Source organism: Mycobacterium sp., from assembly GCF_049278535.1.
Taxonomy (GTDB): domain Bacteria; phylum Actinomycetota; class Actinomycetes; order Mycobacteriales; family Mycobacteriaceae; genus Mycobacterium.
The window spans coordinates 1-15,113 of record NZ_JBAPMI010000296.1 but is presented as its reverse complement, the minus strand read 5'-3'; the positions used below and the strand labels follow the sequence as shown (position 1 = coordinate 15,113).

The window sequence follows — 15,113 nt, the reverse complement described above, 5'->3', positions numbered from 1 at the left end:
GTGAATAGCGTCCTTTTGATCCTGCAGGTCGCCGTGGCGATGACAGCGCTCTACTCCTTCGTGCACGCGGCAATGCAGCGGCCCGACGCCTACACGGCCGCCGACAAGCTGACCAAACCAGTGTGGTTGTTGATCCTGGGCGCCTCGGTGCCGCTGACCATGATGCTCAGCGCGCTCGGGGCGACTCTGGGCGCCTGCGCGGCAGGTGTCTACCTGGTCGATGTGCGGCCCAAACTCCTTGAAATTCAGGGCAAGTCGCGATAGCGGTATGCGAGTTCTGATCCTCGCGGCGACGGCAATCGGCGCGCTGTCGGGTGTCGCAGCGGCGTCCGCGGAACCCGGTTCGAGCGCGTCGGCCTACGCGCCCCCATTCGTCGATCACACCCAGTGGACGCAGTGGAATCAGCTGTCCAGCCTTCGGGTGTATCCGACGGCGTCCGGCCGGGCGGCGGCAAAACAACTCGGATCGACCAGTCCCGAGGCCGACGAAGCGTGGTCGGAGGTGCTCGCACAGGCGCCGCAGGCCGATACCCCCGGCATGCGCATGCAATTCCTCTGCCATTGGGACTTTGCCGAGGTCGCCGAGCCGGGCAAGGTCAGCTGGAATCTGGAGCCGTGGCGGCCGGTCGTCGACGACGCGACGATGGTCGGCTCGGGCTGCAATCCCGGCGGCGGACGAGAGCAGTTCTGATGTCCGGCCGATTGACCCGCGAGCAGGTGGCCGCCCTCGTCGACCACACCCTGCTCAAACCCGAGGCCACCGCCGCCGAAGTCGCCGCGGTCGCCGACGAAGCCGCGGCGCTGGGCGTCTGCGCGGTCTGCGTCTCGCCGTCGATGGTGCCCAGCGCCACCCACGCGGGGGTGCTGGTCGCGGCGGTCGCCGGTTTCCCGTCGGGCAAGCATGTGCCCGAGCTGAAGGCGCGGGAAGCCGCACAGGCCGTCGCATCGGGTGCCGGCGAGATCGACATGGTCATCGACGTCGGCGCCGCGGTCGCCGGCGACATCGACGCCGTTCGATCGGACATCGCTGCGGTGCGCGCCGCCATGCCGGGTGCGGTGCTCAAGGTGATCGTCGAGTCGGCCGCTTTGTTGACGCTTGCCGACGAACGCACGCTGGCGGCGGTCTGTCGCGCCGCCGAAGACGCCGGCGCGGATTTCGTGAAGACCTCCACGGGTTTTCATCCCGCCGGCGGTGCGTCGGTGGCCGCCGTGGAGTTGATGGCCGACACCGTTGGCGGACGGCTGGGAGTCAAGGCCAGCGGCGGTATCCGCACGGCTGACGCGGCCCTGGCGATGCTCGACGCGGGCGCCACCCGGCTCGGGCTGTCAGGTACCCGCGCGGTTCTCGACGGCCTGGGCTAAATCGCCCGGCTAGAGATTTGCCAGGCACGGGTCCTGGCTGCCACCGGCGGGGATGGTGGCGTTGCTGCTGGAAAACGTGGCTTCCACGCCGCTGTCGGTGACTTTGATGCTGTCGGCGTGCAGCCCCAGCGGGTAGTTCCTGGTTGCCTTCGCCATCAGGTCGTCCAGGTACTTCTGCGCCGTGGCCGTCGACAACTTGGCGCCGAGCGCGCTGACGTCGACCACCTGAAGCGACAGCCCGTTGTTGACGATCTGCGGCCTGACGGTGACGCTGTTCAGCACACCCTTGAGTTGAACGGTGCCGTCGCCGGGGTTGGTGGTGACGCCGCTGCTGACGAACGCGCCGAGCACTGGAACCGCGTTCTGGATGGACTGTTTGATGCCATCCGACGACCAGGTGACCGTGCCGTGCACCGAGCCGATCGTGCCCTGAGAGTTGTTGGTGTTGTTCAACTTAATGTCGCGGACGTCGAAGCTGACCTTCATGCCTTTGGCTTGGCGCACCTGGTTGCCCGCCGTCTGCACCGAGATGTCGCTGTAGTCCTTGGTGAGGTACTGCCACAACACCGGTGGGGCCGGCGAGAACGACACGTTGGAGCTGTCCTGCACCTCGCACTGCACCGCGTTGGCCACCTTGGTGCTCGCGGCGTGGCGGGCGTACAACTCACCGCCGACCGGTATCGCGATCACCACCAGGGCCACGATTAGCAGGATCAACAGCAACGACGTCCGGGTGGCGAAAAACTTGCGTCCGCCCGTCGCCGATGACTCCGCGGGCGGTGGAGGCGGCGCCGGTATCGATATCCGCGTGGTCACGCTTTCGTGCGGTTGCGGCGGGGGACCCGGCTGTTGCGGCCGCGGATTGGGCGGCAAGCCGGCCTGCTGTGGCGGTCGTTGCGGGGGAGGTGGCTGTTGCGGAGGGCGGCCCGGCGGGCGGCCGGGTTGTTGTGGCCGCGGCACGTCGCGAGCGGACGGCGACTGGGGGCGGCCGGGCTGGGGGATGTGGCGGGTCGGAGACTCCGACGGCGGCAGAGGCTGACGGCGCGGGAAGAAGCCGCGGTTGGGCGGCCCGGGCGGCTTCGGCGGGCGTCCTCGTTCCGGTGGACCGCTGTTCGGGGGGTCTTGCGGTGGATTCGTCATCGGGGCCCCGGGCTACACATGCGCGAAGCAGGGGTCGTTCTGGGCTGCCGGAATCGACGCGTTGTGTGTCGAAAAGCGCGCCACCACACCGTCATTGGTGACTTGCACGCTGTCGGCCTTGATGCCCAGCGGATAGTTTTTGATCATCGCGGCGGTGAACGTGTTGAGTGCCGCCTGCGCGGTTTCGTGCGGAATGATCGCGCCCATCGCGGTCACTTTGTAGACCTGTAGCTTCAGTTCGCCGTTGGTGACCTGCGGCTTGACCGTGACGCTGCCCAGGCCGAACGCACCGCTGAGCACAATCGCCCCGGCGCTGGGGTCGGTGGCGACGCTGTTGACCAGGCCGCCGATGAACGGGAGGGAATCTTGCACGGTCTCCTGGATGCCCTGCGACGTCCAGGTGATGGCGGCATCCAGCTCGCCGATGGTGCCCTTGGAATCGGCGTTGCCGTGCAGGTCGACGTCGTTGATGTTGATGTCGGCTTTCATGCCCTTGGCGTTGCGGATCTGGTGTCCCGCGGTGTGGATCGAGATGCCGTTGTAGTGGCCGCGTATGTGCTGCAACAGGAATGGGGTTGGGCCGAATGAGGCGGTGGCGCCGTCCTGGATCACGCATTGGGTCGCCGAGGCCACGATCTGGTTGGCGCGGTGACGGGCATAGAGCTCGCCGCCGACAAGACCCGCGATACCCAACGCGGCCACGATGACCAGGACCAGGACGACCGACACGGGGTCGCCGCGAAAGCGGAAGCGGCGCTTGGCTTTCACCGGCTCTGCGGGGTCCTGCGGCGGCTGCCCAAATGACGCGGTGGCCGGATACTCCTGGGCCGGCGGCGGATACGTCGGCGGCTGGTACGAAGAACCGGCCTGCGGTGCGGGTTGGTCGGGCGAACTCTGGTCCCCCGGACGTGCCCAGATCGACGACGGGTCCTGGTGCGGGGGTCCCTGCGGATTCGTCACCTGGGCGATTCTGCCTTATCAGAATGAGCGAACGCTGAGTAGTTGCGTAGCACCGCGATAGTCTCGCGGGCCTTTGCTACCCGCTCCAGGTCAAGGTCAGCGACCATTAGCTGTGGATCGGCGCCCGCCGCGGCCACCACGTCGCCGAATGGCGAGACCACCAGGCTGCCGCCCACCCCGGTCGGGGCGCTGGAGGCCAGCGGCTCGCCGGGGTCGGCCTGCCCGGCCGCGACGATGTAGCTGGTGCTGTCCAACGCCCGGGCGCGGGCCAGCAACGTCCATTGCTCGAGCTTTCCGGGGCCGGCCGCCCAGGAGGCGCTGACCACGATCAGCTCGGCGCCGCGACGGGCCAGCGTGGTGAACAGTTCGGGAAAGCGGAGGTCGTAGCAGGTGGTCAACCCGACCCCGACACCGCCGACGGTGACCACGACCGGCTCGCGGCCGGGCGCGACCGTGCTCGACTCGGTGAACCCGAACGCGTCGTAGAGGTGGATCTTGTCGTAGTGGGCATCGGCGCCCGGGCCGGTCGCCAGCAGCGTGTTGGCGACCCGACCGTTGTCGGCCGGGGTGAACATGCCCGCGACCACGGTGATGCCGGCGTCGGCGGCGATCCCGCGTACGCCGTCGGCCCACGGCCCGTCGACCGGCTCGGCGATCGGGGCCAGCGGAACGCCGAACCGGCACATGGTCGCTTCCGGGAACACCACCAGCGACGCGCCGGCCTGCGCGGCCCGCCCGGTGTAGTCCCGCACAAGCTGCAGGTTGTCGGCCGGGTCGGTGCCACTGAGGATCTGTGCCACCGCAATGCGCATGATCGCCAGCTTAAGGCGATCGCAAGCGCGGCGGAGCCGGGCGCAGCGGGTCGCCGTCCTGCAGCCCAGCGGCGATCGCAAGCGCGGCGGAGCCGGGCGCAGCGGGTCGCCGTCCTCCAGCCCAGCGGCGATCGCAAGCGCGGCGGAGCCGGGCGCAGCGGGTCGCCGTCCTGCAGCCCAGCGGCCGCCGTGCTCGCCCGGATGCCAGAATGGGCCCATGATCGAGTTCACTCTCACGCGGACCACCTCGGCGCCGATCGAGGCCGTGTTCGACTCTTTGACCGATCACCGCGGGATCGCGAACTACGTGCGGGCGGCCCGCCGCAGCACGCTGGACCGCGAGGGAACCCCCGCACCCAACGGCGTCGGCGCGGTCCGGCGCATCGAGGCGGTCGGACCCGCGATCGTCGAGGAGATCATCGAATACGAGCGACCCACCCGCTACGCCTACAAGATGCTCTCCGGCGCACCGGTGCGCGATCACGTCGGCACGGTCACGCTGCGCCCCGCTGGCAGCGGAACCGAGGTCACCTGGCACCTCCAGTCGAAACCCAAGATTCCCGGGCTTGATTGGTTGCTGACCCCTGTTCTGAAGCGGGTCATCGGCGAACTGATGAACGGGGCCGTCGACGGGGCAGAAGCTCGCGGCTAGGTACAGCTAGGCGGTTTCGCCGATCCACATCGTGGTGAACCGCTGTTCGGCGATCAGCAACTCAACCAGCTGATTGCCGATGAAGTTCTCCAGCTTGCCGCCGACCAGTGGGACGCGCACCTCGACGGTGGCCCGGAACTTCAACCGCGCGCCGCCAGACTCGGGAAGCGGCTCCAGCACCGCGGTGCCGGTCAGCGACGCCGGCGCACCCAGAATCGAGCCGGTGATGGTCGCCGTCGCCGAGCCATCGGTGATCGGCTCCCATCGCTCCTCGCGACGGATACGCAGATCCCCGCGATGGAACTGAGTGACCACGGCCGGCATCCGATCACTGCGCAGCACTTGGGTGGTGATCACGTCGATGCTGCCGTCGTCCCCGGACGGGCCGCCGAGTTGCATCGAATCCAGCGTCGTGTCGTCGGCTCCCGAATCGGCCAGCCGGGCCAGCCAGTACTGCTCCTCGCTGAAAGCCCGGAGAACCTCTTCGACGGTGACCACGTAGTCGGTGGACATGTCGAACGAACGCGGCATAGCAGGTCAGGCTACCGTCAGGACTCATGAAACCGGGTGATGCGGGAACGGTTTTCGCCGGCGCGCGCGTCGACGAGATGGTGCCGCTGGCGCCGCTGACCACGCTGCGGGTCGGTCCGGCCGCGTCGCGAGTCATCACCTGTACCACCACCGAGCAGGTGGTCGCGACGCTGCGTCATCTGGACGGCCGGGATGCTCAGCCGCTGCTGGTGATGGCCGGCGGCTCGAATGTGGTGATTGCCGACACGTTGACCGAGCTCACCGTAATTCGCTTGGCCAACAACAATATTCGCATCGATGGCAACATCGTGCGGGCCGAGGCGGGTGCGGTCTGGGACGACGTGGTCGTCGCGGCCATCGCCGCCGGCCTGGGCGGACTCGAGTGTCTGTCCGGTATTCCCGGCTCGGCGGGCGCCACTCCGGTGCAGAACGTCGGTGCCTACGGCGTCGAGGTGGCCGACACCATCACCCGGGTCCGGCTGCTGGACCGACGCAGCGGGGAAGTGCGTTGGGTGCCGGCGGGTGACCTGGGTTTCGGGTACCGGACCAGCGTGCTCAAACACTCCGAGGCCGCCGTCGTCCTGGAGGTGGAGTTCGCGCTGGACGCCTCGGGCCGCAGCGCGCCGTTGCGGTACGGCGAACTGGTGACCGCGTTGAACGCCACGGCCGACGACCGCGCCGATCCGGCGGCGGTGCGGGACGCGGTGCTCGACCTGCGGGCTCGCAAGGGCATGGTGCTCGACCCGGCCGACCACGACACCTGGAGTGTCGGGTCGTTCTTCACCAATCCCGTTGTCACAGAGCAGCACTACCAAGATTTGGCCGACCGTGCCGAGCGTCCGGTGCCACGCTATCCGGCTCCGGACGGCGTCAAACTGGCCGCGGGCTGGCTGGTCGAGCAGGCCGGGTTCGGCAAGGGGTACCCGGACACCGGCAACGCGCGCTGCCGGCTGTCCACCAAGCACGCACTCGCGTTGACCAATCGCGGCGGGGCCAGTGCGGCCGAGGTGGTGGCGTTGGCGCGGACCGTCCGCGACGGGGTGTGTGATGTGTTTGGCGTCACATTGGTACCCGAACCGGTGCTGGTCGGCTGCTCCCTGTGAGCCGCGCAGGGAAGTAGAGCGTCGTTTCCGCCGGTATCTTGATGTCGTGAACTCAGCGCGCGGCCTCTCGCCGGTCAACCGGCGCCGGGCCCTGACGACTCTGGCGGTCGGAGTCTTCGCGCCCAACGTGTTGGCCGCGTGCTTCGGCGGATCGAGCAAGCAGGCGGAGAAGGCCAAACCCCCGGCCGAGGCCACGGTGACGTTCCGGCCGGCCGACAAGAGCACCAAATTGTTACCGACGACGCCGGTCAGCGTCGAGATACGCGACGGCTGGTTCCAACACGTCGCGCTCACCAACGCGGACGGCAAGGTCGTCGCGGGCTCGCTGAACCGGGACCGCACGCTCTACACCTTCACCGAGCCGCTGGGCTACGACGCGACCTACAGCTGGAGCGGTTCGGCCGTCGGCCACGACGGCAAGGCCATTGCGCTGAAAGGCGAGATCACCACCATCGCACCGACCAAGGTGATCGACGGTGGGTTCCAGCTCGCCGACGGCCAGACCGTCGGCGTCGCCGCGCCGGTCATCATCCAGTTCGACGGGCCGATTGCGGACAAGGCGGCCGTCGAGCGGGCGCTGAAGGTCACCACCCAGCCGCCGGTCGAGGGCGGTTGGGCCTGGCTGCCCGACGAGGTCGGCGGCGCCCGCGTGCACTGGCGCAGCCGCGAGTACTACCCGGCCGGCACCAAGGTCAACGTCGAGGCCAAGCTCTACGGGCTGGCCTTCGGCGACGGGGCCTACGGCAAGCAGGACATGAGCCTGAGCTTCGACATCGGTCGCCGCCAGGTCGTCAAGGCCGAAGTCACATCGCACCGCATCCAGGTGATCCGCGACTAGGGCGTCATCATGGACTTCCCGTGCAGCTACGGCGAAGCCGACAAACCGCGCAACGTCACCCGCAACGGCATCCACGTGGTGAGTGAGAAGTACTCTGACTTCTACATGTCCAACCCGGCCGCCGGCTACAACCACATCCACGAACGCTATGCGGTGCGGATCTCCAACAACGGCGAGTTCATCCACGCCAACCCGGCCAGCTCCGGAGCCCAGGGCAACACCAACGTCACAAACGGCTGCATCAACCTGTCGACGTCGGATGCCCAGCAATACTTCGGCAGCGCGATCTATGGCGATCCGGTCGAGGTGACCGGCAGCACCATCGAACTGTCCTACTCCGACGGCGACATCTGGGATTGGGCGGTCGACTGGGACACCTGGGTGGGGATGTCAGCGTTGCCGCCGGCCAGCGGCGCCAAGCCGTCGCCGGTGTCGATTCCGCGCAGCGCCCCGGCCACGCCGAGCGACGCGCCGACGTTGTCGGGCACTCCGACGACGTCTAGCCCGCGGCCGGGTGGGTGAACTTTCGCGTCGCGCTGGCCTGATCGCGCGGCCGGATGATGATCTGGTCCAGGTTGACGTGCGGGGGCCGCGACGCCACGAAGCCGATCACCTCGGCGACGTCGGCAGCCGTCAGCGGCGTCATGCCGGTATAGACGGCATCGGCGCGCTGCTGGTCTCCGTCGAAACGCACTAGCGAGAATTCGGTCTCGACGGCCCCGGGCGCAATCTCGGTGAGCCGCACCGGTTTTCCGAGCAGCTCACCGCGCAGCGTGCGGTGCAGCGCCCCCTGTGCGTGCTTGGCCGCGGTGTAGCCCGACCCACCGTCATAGATTTCCATCGCCGCGATCGAGGTGACGGTGACGACCAGCCCGTCGCCGGAGTCGATCAGCTTGGGCAGCAGTGCGCGAGTGACCCGCAGCGTGCCCAGCACGTTGGTCTCCCACATCCAGCGCCAGTGCTCCAGGTCCGCCTCGAGCACCGGCTCCAGGCCCCTGGCGCCACCGGCGTTGTTGATCAGCACATCGACCCGGCCCAGCCCGCCCGCGAGCTCATCGACCGCGGCGTCGTCAGTGACGTCCGCCACAACCGCCGTTCCGCCGATGTCATCGGCCAGTGCGTTGATCCGGTCCGCCCGCCGCGCCACCGCCACCACGTGAAAGCCCTGCGCGGCAAGAATTCTCGCTGTTGCCTCGCCGATGCCCGCGCTGGCGCCGGTGACTACCGCGACGGGTTTCTCGCCGTGACGGGGGTCAGATGTCGTCGGATGCGGATCAGCGGAACTCATCTGAACAACTGTAGTAACCGTGCTAAATTCCTCGTGTGTTCTCTACGACTCTGTTCGGCTGTCTGCCCGCGTGTTGTTGCGCGGGCTGCGCGTGTTGTTGCCGCGCAACCAGCCGCGCCTGAGCTACGCGCCTAAGGCGCTCGCGACGGTGTGCGGCTAAGACCGCCATCGGACTTCGGACAAGGACTCGCCAATGCGCTCAACAACTTTCACTTCCCACTCGCACAACCACCTCGCGGCCGCACGACGGCGCGCACCCGGACGCCACCGGGTGGTGGCGCCCTCGCTGCAGCTCTCCGACGCCGCCGCGTCTTCGGTCTTCCGGGCCGTGCGGCTGCGCGGCCCGATCGGCCGCGACGTCATCGCTCAAGTCACTTCGCTGTCGATCGCGACGGTAAACCGCCAGGTCATCGCCCTGCTGGACGCTGGAATCCTGCGGGAACGGGCCGACCTGGCAGTTTCCGGGGCGATCGGGCGGCCCCGGGTACCCGTCGAGGTCAACCACGAGCCGTTCCTGACCCTGGGTATCCACATCGGGGCGCGGACCACCAGCATCGTGGCCACCGACCTGTTCGGCCGCACGCTGGACGCGGTCGAAACTCCGACTCCACGCACCGCGCAGGGGCCCGCGCTGGCCGCCCTGGCCGACGGCGCCCGGCGCTACCTGCGGCGGTGGCACCGGCGGCGGGCCCTCTGGGTGGGTGTGGCCATCGGTGGAACGGTCGACGCCGCCACCGGCCACGTCGACCACGCGCGACTCGGCTGGCGGGAAGCACCCGTCGGGCCGGTCATGGCCGAGGCGCTTGAGCTGCCGGTATCGGTGGCATCGCACGTCGACGCGATGGCCGCCGCCGAACTGCTGCTCGGGATGCGCCGGTTCGGTCCCAACCAGTCCACCAGCCTCTACGTCTACGCCCGCGAGACGGTCGGCTACGCGCTGATGATCGGTGGCCGGGTGCACAGCCCGGCCAGCGGACCCGGCACGATCACCAACCTGCCCGCGCAATCTGAGCTGCTCGGCGGCTCGGGCCTGCTGGAATCCACCGTCAGCGACGAGGCCGTGCTGGCCGCCGCTCGACGGCTGCGCATCCTGCCGGCTCGCAGCGATGGGTCCGGCGCCACCGTCACCGACCTGCTGAAGGTGGCGCGCGGCGGGAACCAACAGGCCAAAGACCTGCTGGCAGAGCGCGCCCGCGTGCTCGGCGAATCGGTCGCGCTGCTGCGTGACCTGCTCAACCCCGACGACCTGGTGGTCGGCGGCCAGGCGTTCACCGAATACCCCGAGGGCATGCAGCAGGTGGAGGAGGCCTACAAGGCCCGCCTGGTGCTGCCGCCGCGCGACATCCGGATGACCGCCTTCGGCAACCGCGTTCAGGAGGCCGGGGCCGGCATCGTGTCGCTGGCGGGGTTGTACGCCGACCCGCTCGGTGCCATCCGCCGCTCCGCGCCGCCGCTGCCCAACTACGAGGTCGACGTCGAGACACCCGCCTGACCTGCGACTCCAGTCGTTCCTGCAAGATGGCAGGGTGGCCCTTACCGACCTGTCCCGGCTGGATGCTCCCGAGCTGACCAATCCGCGCCGCGTCGGGGTGTTGGCGGTGCACACGTCGCCACTGGCCCAGCCGGGTGTCGGTGATGCCGGCGGGATGAACGTCTACGTGCTGCAGAGTGCCCTTCACCTGGCCCACCGCGGCGTGGAGGTGGAGATCTTCACCCGGGCCACCGCGTCCACCGATCCGCCGGTGGTGCGGGTAGCTCCGGGTGTGCTGGTGCGCAATGTGGTGGCCGGGCCGTTCGAGGGTCTGGACAAGTACGACCTGCCCACCCAGTTGTGTGCATTCGCCGCCGGCGTGCTGCGGGCCGAAGCCGCTCACGAGCCGGGCTACTACGACATCGTGCACTCGCACTACTGGCTGTCCGGTCAGGTCGGTTGGCTGGCCCGCGACCGCTGGTCGGTGCCGTTGGTGCACACCGCCCACACGCTGGCCGCAGTGAAGAACGCCGCGCTTGCCGAGGGTGACACCCCCGAGCCGCCGCTGCGCACGGTCGGCGAGCAGCAGGTGGTCGACGAAGCCGACCGTCTGATCGCCAACACCAATGACGAAGCCGCGCAACTGGTTTCGCTGCATCACGCCGATCCGGCCCGCATCGACATCGCCCACCCCGGCGTCGACTTGGACGTGTTCCGTCCCGGCGACCGCCGCGCCGCCCGGGCCAAGCTCGGGCTGCCGGCCGACCAGGATGTGGTGGCCTTCGTCGGGCGCATTCAGCCGCTGAAGGGGCCCGACGTGTTGCTGCGCGCCGCGGCCCAACTGCCCCGGGTGCACGTGGTGGTGGCCGGCGGACCGTCGGGCAGCGGGCTGGCCGTGCCGGACGGCCTGGTTCGGCTCGCGGCCGAATTGGGTATCTCCGACCGGGTGACGTTCTTGCCGCCGCAATCGCGGGAAAACTTGGTCACGCTATTCCAGGCCGTCGACGTGGTGGCGGTGCCCAGCTACTCGGAGTCGTTCGGTCTGGTCGCCCTGGAGGCGCAGGCGTGCGGGACGCCGGTGGCCGCGGCGGCCGTGGGCGGCCTGCCGGTGGCAGTGCGCGACGAAGTGACCGGCACGCTGGTTGCCGGTCACGACAGCGATCGGTGGGCGCAGGCCCTCGACGGGCTGCTGCGAGTCGATGCCGGCGTCATGAGCCGTGCGGCGGTCGAGCATGCAGCGACGTTCTCCTGGGACAACACCGTGGACGCGCTGCTGGCCAGCTACCGACGCGCGATCGGCGATTTCACCGCCCGCCGTTCGGTGCGCGCCATTCCGTCGGCGCGACGCGCGACGCAGAGCGGACGGTGGCCGACGCGACGCAAGGTGTGGGCGCAATGAGCAGCAACGGCGACAGCGGCCGGCCGGTGACGCACGTCCAGCAGCTCATTGAGGACACCCTGGAAACCAACGAGCTGACGTATTCGCGCCACGAGGGTGCCCATGGCGGGCTTGCCGGGCTGATCGTGGAGTTGCCCGGCGAGCGCAGGCTCAAGACCAACACCATCCTGAGCATCGGCGAGCACTCGGTGCGCGTCGAGGCGTTCGTCTGTCGCAAGCCCGACGAGAACCACGAGGGCGTCTACCGGTTCCTACTCAAGCGCAACCGCCGCCTGTACGGCGTCGCGTACACGTTGGACAAAGTCGGCGACATCTACCTTGTCGGCCGGATGGCGTTGGCGGCGGTGGACGCCGCCGAGATCGACCGGGTGCTCGGGCAGGTGCTCGAAGCGGTGGATACCGATTTCAATACGTTGCTGGAGTTGGGTTTTCGCTCGTCAATCCAGAAGGAATGGGAGTGGCGGGTATCCCGCGGCGAATCACTGAAGAACCTCGAGGCGTTCGCGCACCTGATCGACGACGAAGACGACTGACACCCTCGGCGGGCGCGCGCCCTCAGGTGAGAGACTTTTCGTCATGGAAGACGCTGCTGCGACGCTGATTCTGCTCCGCCACGGCGAAAGCGAATGGAACGCCAGTAACCAGTTCACCGGCTGGATGGACGTCAACCTGACCGACAAGGGCCGTCGCGAGGCGGTGCGCGGCGGCGAGTTGCTGGCCGAGCACAACCTGTTGCCCGACGTGCTCTACACATCGCTGCTGCGCCGGGCGATCACCACCGCGCATTTGACCCTGGACACCGCCGACCGGCTGTGGATCCCGGTGCGCCGCACGTGGCGGCTCAACGAGCGGCACTACGGCGCACTGCAGGGCCTGGACAAGGCCGAGATCAGGGAGCGCTACGGCGACGAGCAGTTCATGACCTGGCGGCGCAGCTACGACACGCCGCCGCCACCCATCGAGAAGGGCAGTCAGTACAGCCAGGACGCCGACCCGCGCTACGTCGACATCGGCGGCGGTCCGCTCACCGAATGCCTGGCCGACGTGGTGGCCCGCTTCCTGCCTTACTTCACCGACGTCATCGTGCCTGACCTGCGGGTTGGCAGGACGGTACTGATCGCCGCGCATGGGAATTCGCTGCGCGCCCTGGTGAAATACCTCGACGGGATGTCCGAGGACGATGTCACCGGTTTGAACATCCCGACAGGTATTCCGTTGCGCTATGACTTGGACGCCGATATGCGGCCGCTGGTCAGCGGTGGCAGCTACCTCGACCCGGAAGCGGCGGCTGCCGGTGCGGCCGCGGTGGCCAGCCAAGGCGCGAAATGATCGTTTATTCGCAGCAATGGGCGAACACCAGGTGAACGACCATCGAACACCTGCCTCTCGGCGTGTGACATGACCGATTTTGGCCTTGCGCTGCTGGGTTGGCGTTCACCCAATTTGTAAGCTTTCACCGTGACCGTGTACTCGGCCCTGTCACTGGCCGGGGTTTTGTTTCTTACGGCCCTGGCCGTCGGAATCACCGTCGGTGCCCGTATAGCGCCGAGGGCGGTCGAGCGACGGCAGCGAGTGGCGGTCGAAGCCGCCGGAATCACCGTCGCGCAGATGCTGGAACGCATCGTTGCGTTGATGCCTCTGGGAGCCGCGGTCGTGGACCGCCATCGCGACGTGGTCTATCACAACGGCCGGGCCAAGGAGCTAGGTCTGGTGCGCGAGCGGCAGCTCGACGACGAGGCGTGGAAAGCGGCCCGCAAGACGCTGGCCGACGGCGCCGACGTCGAGTTCGACCTGCTGCCTGGCAAGCGGCAGGTGCCTGGACGCGCGGGTGTCGCGGTGCACGGCCAAGCGCGGCTACTCAGCGAGGACGATCGCCGGTTCGCGGTGGTTTTCGTCTACGACCACTCCGAATACGCCCGCATGGAGGCGACCCGCCGTGACTTCGTGGCCAACGTCAGCCACGAGCTCAAGACCCCGGTCGGGGCGATGTCAGTGCTCGCCGAGGCGCTGCTGTCCTCGGCGGACGACCCGGAGACCGTGCGGCGCTTCGGCGAGAAGGTGCTCGTCGAAGCCACCCGGCTGGGCAACATGGTCAGCGAGCTGATCGAACTGTCCCGGCTGCAGGGTGCCGAGCGGCTGCCCGACATGGGTGCCGTTGACGTCGACTCCGTTGTCTCCGAAGCGATTTCGCGCCATAAGGTGCCCGCCGACAACGCCGACATCATCGTGCGCACCGACGAAGCCAGTGGCCTGCGAATGCACGGCGAACAGGCTCTGCTGGTCACCGCGCTGGCCAACCTGGTGTCCAACGCGATCGCCTACTCGCCGCGCGGCTCGCTGGTGTCGATCAGCCGGCGTCGCCGGGGCGACAACATCGAGATCGCGGTCACCGACCGGGGTATCGGGATCGACCGCAAAGACCAGGAGCGCGTCTTCGAACGGTTCTTCCGCGCCGACAAGGCGCGCTCGCGCGCCACCGGTGGCACCGGACTCGGTCTGGCGATCGTCAAGCACGTCGCGGCCAACCACAACGGCAGCATCGGGTTGTGGAGCCAGCTGGGAACCGGGTCGACTTTCACCTTGTCGATTCCGGCCTACGAGGGCGAATCCGAGCCGACTGACCTATCACCCGAGCGCGAATCGCGCCCCATGAAGCCCCAACGGGAGCCCCAACGAGAGGAAGAACTACACCGATGAGCAGTCTGTTGAGAATGGAGGAGTTGCGCTCGTGACGAGTGTTCTGATCGTGGAGGACGAAGAATCACTGGCAGATCCGCTGGCGTTTCTGCTCCGCAAGGAGGGCTTCGAGGCCACCGTGGTGACCGACGGGCAGTCCGCGCTGGCCGAGTTCGACCGTGCCGGCGCCGACATCGTGCTGCTTGACCTGATGTTGCCGGGCATGTCGGGCACCGATGTGTGCAAGCAACTGCGGTCGCGTTCCAGCGTGCCGGTGATCATGGTGACCGCGCGCGACAGCGAAATCGACAAGGTGGTCGGACTCGAACTCGGTGCCGACGACTATGTCACCAAGCCGTATTCGGCCCGGGAGCTGATCGCCCGGATCCGTGCCGTGCTACGGCGTGGCGGCGACGACGACTCCGAGATCACCGACGGCGTGCTGGAATCCGGACCGGTGCGGATGGACGTGGAGCGGCACGTCGTGTCGGTCAACGGAGAGTCAATCACATTGCCGCTCAAGGAATTCGACCTTCTCGAATACCTGATGCGCAACAGCGGCCGGGTGCTGACCCGCGGACAGTTGATCGACCGGGTGTGGGGCGCCGACTATGTCGGCGACACCAAGACGCTCGACGTGCACGTCAAGCGGTTGCGGTCCAAGATCGAGTCCGACCCGGCCAACCCGATCCACCTGGTGACGGTCCGGGGTCTGGGCTACAAGCTGGAGGGCTGAGGCAGAGGGCGTGCTGATCGACGCGGATCAGTACGCTGCGGCAGAATCCTTGGCAGTTTCCTAAGTTCTTGCCGGTCAGCGCGCGCACAATGGGTTTATGTACCACGCAAGTTCTCCTCGATCAGTGTCTAACCGCGCCACGTCC

General features: G+C 68.1%; 15 protein-coding genes and 2 pseudogenes. 12 read left to right on the top strand and 5 right to left on the bottom strand.

What is annotated here, in order from left to right:
• The 3 genes from WAO18_RS19740 to deoC all read left to right on the top strand — a co-directional run.
• The coding region (locus WAO18_RS19740; RefSeq protein ID WP_422207923.1) for a DUF2516 family protein at positions 1-264 on the top strand (264 nt) is incomplete at its 5' end.
• Positions 265-268: 4 nt separating this feature from the next.
• Positions 269-691: a DUF2599 domain-containing protein gene (locus tag WAO18_RS19735; RefSeq protein ID WP_422207922.1), complete on the top strand. Its 423-nt coding sequence runs from the start codon at positions 269-271 to the stop codon at positions 689-691.
• Complete coding sequence (gene deoC, locus WAO18_RS19730) at positions 691-1,362, top strand: deoxyribose-phosphate aldolase (RefSeq protein WP_422207921.1); 672 nt, start codon at positions 691-693, stop codon at positions 1,360-1,362. Before WAO18_RS19735 ends, deoC begins: the two co-directional genes overlap by 1 nt.
• 9 nt (positions 1,363-1,371) lie before the next feature.
• On the opposite strand, the gene WAO18_RS19725 is transcribed toward deoC, so the two are convergent.
• The 3 genes from WAO18_RS19725 to WAO18_RS19715 form a co-directional block, all read right to left on the bottom strand.
• Positions 1,372-2,178 carry a DUF2993 domain-containing protein gene (locus WAO18_RS19725; RefSeq protein ID WP_422207920.1) on the bottom strand — a complete coding sequence of 269 codons (807 nt, stop codon included), beginning with the start codon at positions 2,176-2,178 and terminating at the stop codon, positions 1,372-1,374.
• A gap of 336 nt (positions 2,179-2,514) precedes the next feature.
• Positions 2,515-3,462 carry a DUF2993 domain-containing protein gene (locus WAO18_RS19720; RefSeq protein WP_422207919.1) on the bottom strand — a complete coding sequence of 316 codons (948 nt, stop codon included), beginning with the start codon at positions 3,460-3,462 and terminating at the stop codon, positions 2,515-2,517.
• Positions 3,459-4,274 carry a carbon-nitrogen hydrolase family protein gene (locus WAO18_RS19715; protein ID WP_422207918.1) on the bottom strand — a complete coding sequence of 272 codons (816 nt, stop codon included), beginning with the start codon at positions 4,272-4,274 and terminating at the stop codon, positions 3,459-3,461. Before WAO18_RS19715 ends, WAO18_RS19720 begins: the two co-directional genes overlap by 4 nt.
• A 217-nt stretch (positions 4,275-4,491) precedes the next feature.
• Between WAO18_RS19715 and WAO18_RS19710 the strand changes: the two genes are divergently transcribed.
• The gene (locus WAO18_RS19710; RefSeq protein WP_422207917.1) at positions 4,492-4,926 is read left to right on the top strand and encodes an SRPBCC family protein; all 435 of its coding nucleotides are present in this window, start codon (positions 4,492-4,494) and stop codon (positions 4,924-4,926) included.
• A 6-nt stretch (positions 4,927-4,932) separates the two neighbouring features.
• On the opposite strand, the gene WAO18_RS19705 is transcribed toward WAO18_RS19710, so the two are convergent.
• A complete protein-coding gene (locus tag WAO18_RS19705; protein ID WP_422207916.1) occupies positions 4,933-5,457 on the bottom strand; it encodes a DUF2505 domain-containing protein in 525 nt (174 codons plus the stop codon).
• Positions 5,458-5,483: 26 nt separating this feature from the next.
• Between WAO18_RS19705 and WAO18_RS19700 the strand changes: the two genes are divergently transcribed.
• Together WAO18_RS19700 and WAO18_RS19695 are read left to right on the top strand one after the other, a co-directional pair.
• Positions 5,484-6,560, top strand: a complete 1,077-nt coding sequence (locus WAO18_RS19700) for a UDP-N-acetylmuramate dehydrogenase (RefSeq protein ID WP_422207915.1) — start codon at positions 5,484-5,486, stop codon at positions 6,558-6,560.
• Positions 6,561-6,606: 46 nt separating this feature from the next.
• A pseudogene (locus tag WAO18_RS19695) lies at positions 6,607-7,920 on the top strand (L,D-transpeptidase).
• On the opposite strand, the gene WAO18_RS19690 reads toward WAO18_RS19695, so the two are convergent.
• Positions 7,898-8,686 (bottom strand): SDR family NAD(P)-dependent oxidoreductase, encoded by a 789-nt coding sequence (locus WAO18_RS19690; protein WP_422207914.1) that lies wholly within the window; start codon positions 8,684-8,686, stop codon positions 7,898-7,900. The pseudogene WAO18_RS19695 and the gene WAO18_RS19690 overlap by 23 nt on opposite strands.
• A gap of 193 nt (positions 8,687-8,879) precedes the next feature.
• On the opposite strand from WAO18_RS19690, the gene WAO18_RS19685 reads away from it, so the two are divergent.
• The 6 genes and pseudogenes from WAO18_RS19685 (at position 8,880) to regX (ending at position 14,968) form a co-directional block, all read left to right on the top strand.
• Positions 8,880-10,178: an ROK family protein gene (locus WAO18_RS19685; protein ID WP_422207913.1), complete on the top strand. Its 1,299-nt coding sequence runs from the start codon at positions 8,880-8,882 to the stop codon at positions 10,176-10,178.
• 66 nt (positions 10,179-10,244) lie between these two features.
• Positions 10,245-11,556, top strand: a pseudogene (gene mshA / locus WAO18_RS19680) (D-inositol-3-phosphate glycosyltransferase); the annotation flags it as partial.
• Positions 11,553-12,089: a YbjN domain-containing protein gene (locus WAO18_RS19675; RefSeq protein ID WP_422207912.1), complete on the top strand. Its 537-nt coding sequence runs from the start codon at positions 11,553-11,555 to the stop codon at positions 12,087-12,089. The pseudogene mshA and the gene WAO18_RS19675, both read left to right, overlap by 4 nt.
• 43 nt (positions 12,090-12,132) lie before the next feature.
• A complete protein-coding gene (locus WAO18_RS19670) occupies positions 12,133-12,885 on the top strand; it encodes a phosphoglyceromutase (protein ID WP_422207911.1) in 753 nt (250 codons plus the stop codon).
• Between the two features lie 129 nt (positions 12,886-13,014).
• Positions 13,015-14,253, top strand: coding sequence for a sensor histidine kinase (locus tag WAO18_RS19665; protein WP_422207910.1), 1,239 nt, complete (start codon positions 13,015-13,017; stop codon positions 14,251-14,253).
• Between the two features lie 31 nt (positions 14,254-14,284).
• The gene (gene regX, locus WAO18_RS19660) at positions 14,285-14,968 is read left to right on the top strand and encodes a two-component sensory transduction protein RegX (protein ID WP_422207909.1); all 684 of its coding nucleotides are present in this window, start codon (positions 14,285-14,287) and stop codon (positions 14,966-14,968) included.
• Positions 14,969-15,113: the final 145 nt, after the last annotated feature.